The following is a 2,731-nucleotide window of genomic DNA, read 5'->3' as shown; positions in this document are numbered from 1 at the left end:
GTTCGAATCCCTCTTCACCGACCATATTTAGAAAGCCTGCTCATTGAGCAGGCTTTCCTCGTTTCAGGGTATGGGAGATGGGGTGAACCTAAGTGGGGTTCGCCTGATGTTCAAAATAAGCTCTTTATCGCCACATTAAAGAAAGCCGTAGCAGAAATGCTATGGCTTTTTTGCATTCTGGCTTTCTATAAAAACTCACATTTCGCTTTTTGTGTCTTCGAGAGTTTTTCAATTTCAAACCCTCTCTCTTTCAATGCTTCGATTAGGTTGTTTTTACCAAGCAGGTGAAGCGTCCCAACCACGACCAAATATCGCCCGCCTTTTAAAGCGACGCTTTTTTCTCCTGGAATTTTACCGGAGTCGAGCTTTTCTGCCCAATCAAGATTTCTGTCAGTCATCATGCGCCGCTCTAATTCTTCCGATAGCTGGCTAGCTTCTGCAAATTGCGCCATGTTATCGGCATCACCCAGTGCCCAACTCTCTACCAAGCAATTCACGTCTTGTTGCGCGGATTGATATTCATCCAAGGCGGCAACGAGTAATTCTTTACCGTCATTAGGCAATGTCGCTAAGAGATCGATTTGAAACTGCAGTGACTCTAAACCAAGGATGTCTATGTCTTGAAAGATTGCGTCATAGAGTAAGACATGATCAACACCGAGCGCTGTTTTCAAACCCATTTGGTTTAGGTTACCCATTTGAATGGCGAGGGCGGCTGTCCAGGGAGACATGCTTAAAAGCGTTTCAGACGCCAGATTAAGTTCTTTAGCAATAAGGCTTAATTGCTTTTGTTGAGGTTCTGAGAGAACGGTTTCTGCCGTATGAGTGGCGATGGGATACACAATATCTGATGTTTTACGAGTATCGATTTCCAATATCAAGCCATCACTCGTGCGTAAAAACTCGGTAATAGAAGAAGGTAATGGATACATCTTTTCGCTACCGACATGAATTGACCCAAGAATCATCAAATCGTATGGCCCTTTTTTAGCGGACCAGTAAAGTGGCTCACTGGATGCTACCGAGCTGAATAATAGTAATGAAAGGCCGAATAAAAAGATACGCATAGTCAAACACCGAATTGGAATGAACAGAAATGATAGTCGCACACAAAAACAATTGAAACAGCGTAATGAAATCAGTTTACGTTTCATTAGGGCTGATGCGAGTCAGTGCTGCTTTTCGATTGATATGACTTATGGGTTAACCCTTGATGCGGGGCTCTGACAAATATTACGTCAGTGCTCAGTGGAAATGTGAGCTAAGTCAGATTATGTAGGTTCCCGATGTTTGATTTACTAAAGCCAGATAAAGAGAGTGTGATCAAGATCGTAATTTGCTTTCCGCAAAAAATAAAACGGATGATACATATCACATTATGTTTTTTCACATTATTTTTTATTTATATAAGTTAATGATTTGTATGTTCTTTTTATGTGGTCAGGTTCAACAAAGTGAACTGGATCACTCTATATGCCAATTTATTTTCTGGAGTGAATTAAATGGTGCAGTATTCATCTCAAGCCAGGAAGGCAATCCCTTATTAACGACTACTGATGGTGATTGAAATACCAAGTTTACAGTCGTACTAAATTTTTAAAGGCAGTTAATTATGAAAAAAATTATCGCTCTAAGCGCTCTTTCTCTTGCTTTCGCTTCAAGCGCATTCGCTGGCTCTTCTTACGTTACGGGTAACGTGCAATTCCACAGCGAGAACAAAAACCCTAATGCCACTTCTACTTTAGAAGCGGGCCACACTTTTGACAACAGCATTGGTGGCCTAACGCTATTAACTGAGTTTGACGGGATTTCTCTTGGTAGCTACGAAGGCGAATTCAATGAAGGTGTAGGCGCTACTCCTTACATTACTTTAGGTGCTGAGCAAAGCTACGCATTTAATGACAACCTTTGGATTGCTGTTGGTTACCACCACCTACTTAACAATGGCGAAACAGTTCAAAATCGTCCTCTAGTTAAAATCGGTTACAACTTCGACAACGGTATTGCTATTAGCAACCGTACTCGTTACCACAACATTAAAGACAGCGATAACGATCAATTGCGTTTTGATAACCGTATCGGTTACACACTAGAAGATGCGCCAGTAGTATTAGCGTACAACAACGTATTCGTATCGGTTGATAACAGCGACAACACGATGGATCACGAGTTCCGCGCTACATGGACTCGCTCTGGTGTTCAACCTTACTTTGAGCTACGTAGCCAAGGTCACGGTGCTAAAAACCCAGATGGTTCTGATAAGAAAGAGAATACAGCATTCGTATTCGGTGCTTCTTACGGCTTCTAATCAAGCTGTAATGGTTTAGTTTGTCCAAACTAAAGTCTTACTAAAAGAGCCTAGCAAATCGCTAGGCTCTTTTTATTGGTGCGGTAACATTATTGATGTCGTTCAGGGCGTCTTATTTCGCTTCGTAATGGCGGTACTCAAACGTTTGACCTTCATCATTAAAAGCGTAGACGGAGTAGGCATCGCGATTCTCCCCATATTCCATGCCTGGTGAGCCCATCGGCATTCCAGGCACAGCTAGCCCTTTTGCGTTCTTTGGTGGGTTGTCGAGAAATGCTTTAATGTCTTCTGCTGGAATGTGACCTTCAAAGACATACCCGTCAATTTCAGCCGTATGGCAAGAAGCTAGTTTTGGGGTAATACCAAACTTCTCTTTGATTGGGTTCATGTTCTCGTGCAGTTCTTCTTTGAGATCGGAAGAGC

At 42.3% G+C, this 2,731-nt stretch carries 4 protein-coding genes; 2 read left to right on the top strand and 2 right to left on the bottom strand.

Translation table 11 applies throughout. The annotated features are described in order from the left end of the window. Positions 1-185: 185 nt before the first annotated feature. Entirely contained in the window at positions 186-1,067 is an 882-nt protein-coding gene (locus ACP45E_RS01130; protein WP_017038031.1) for a TraB/GumN family protein, read from the bottom strand. 19 nt (positions 1,068-1,086) lie between these two features. On the opposite strand from ACP45E_RS01130, the gene ACP45E_RS01125 reads away from it, so the two are divergent. Next, positions 1,087-1,227 (top strand): hypothetical protein, encoded by a 141-nt coding sequence (locus ACP45E_RS01125; RefSeq protein WP_017035102.1) that lies wholly within the window; start codon positions 1,087-1,089, stop codon positions 1,225-1,227. Between the two features lie 385 nt (positions 1,228-1,612). After that, positions 1,613-2,308 carry an oligogalacturonate-specific porin KdgM family protein gene (locus tag ACP45E_RS01120; RefSeq protein WP_017038032.1) on the top strand — a complete coding sequence of 232 codons (696 nt, stop codon included), beginning with the start codon at positions 1,613-1,615 and terminating at the stop codon, positions 2,306-2,308. 112 nt (positions 2,309-2,420) lie between these two features. Here the strand turns inward: ACP45E_RS01120 and ACP45E_RS01115 are convergent. Then, positions 2,421-2,731: DUF411 domain-containing protein (locus ACP45E_RS01115; protein WP_069584607.1), on the bottom strand; the 311-nt coding region annotated here is incomplete at its 5' end.

The sequence above is a fragment of the Vibrio genomosp. F10 str. 9ZD137 genome, from assembly GCF_049974785.1.
Lineage (GTDB): Bacteria > Pseudomonadota > Gammaproteobacteria > Enterobacterales > Vibrionaceae > Vibrio.
The sequence above is the reverse complement of the archived record's forward strand: the minus strand, read 5'-3'. Positions and strand labels throughout refer to the sequence as shown.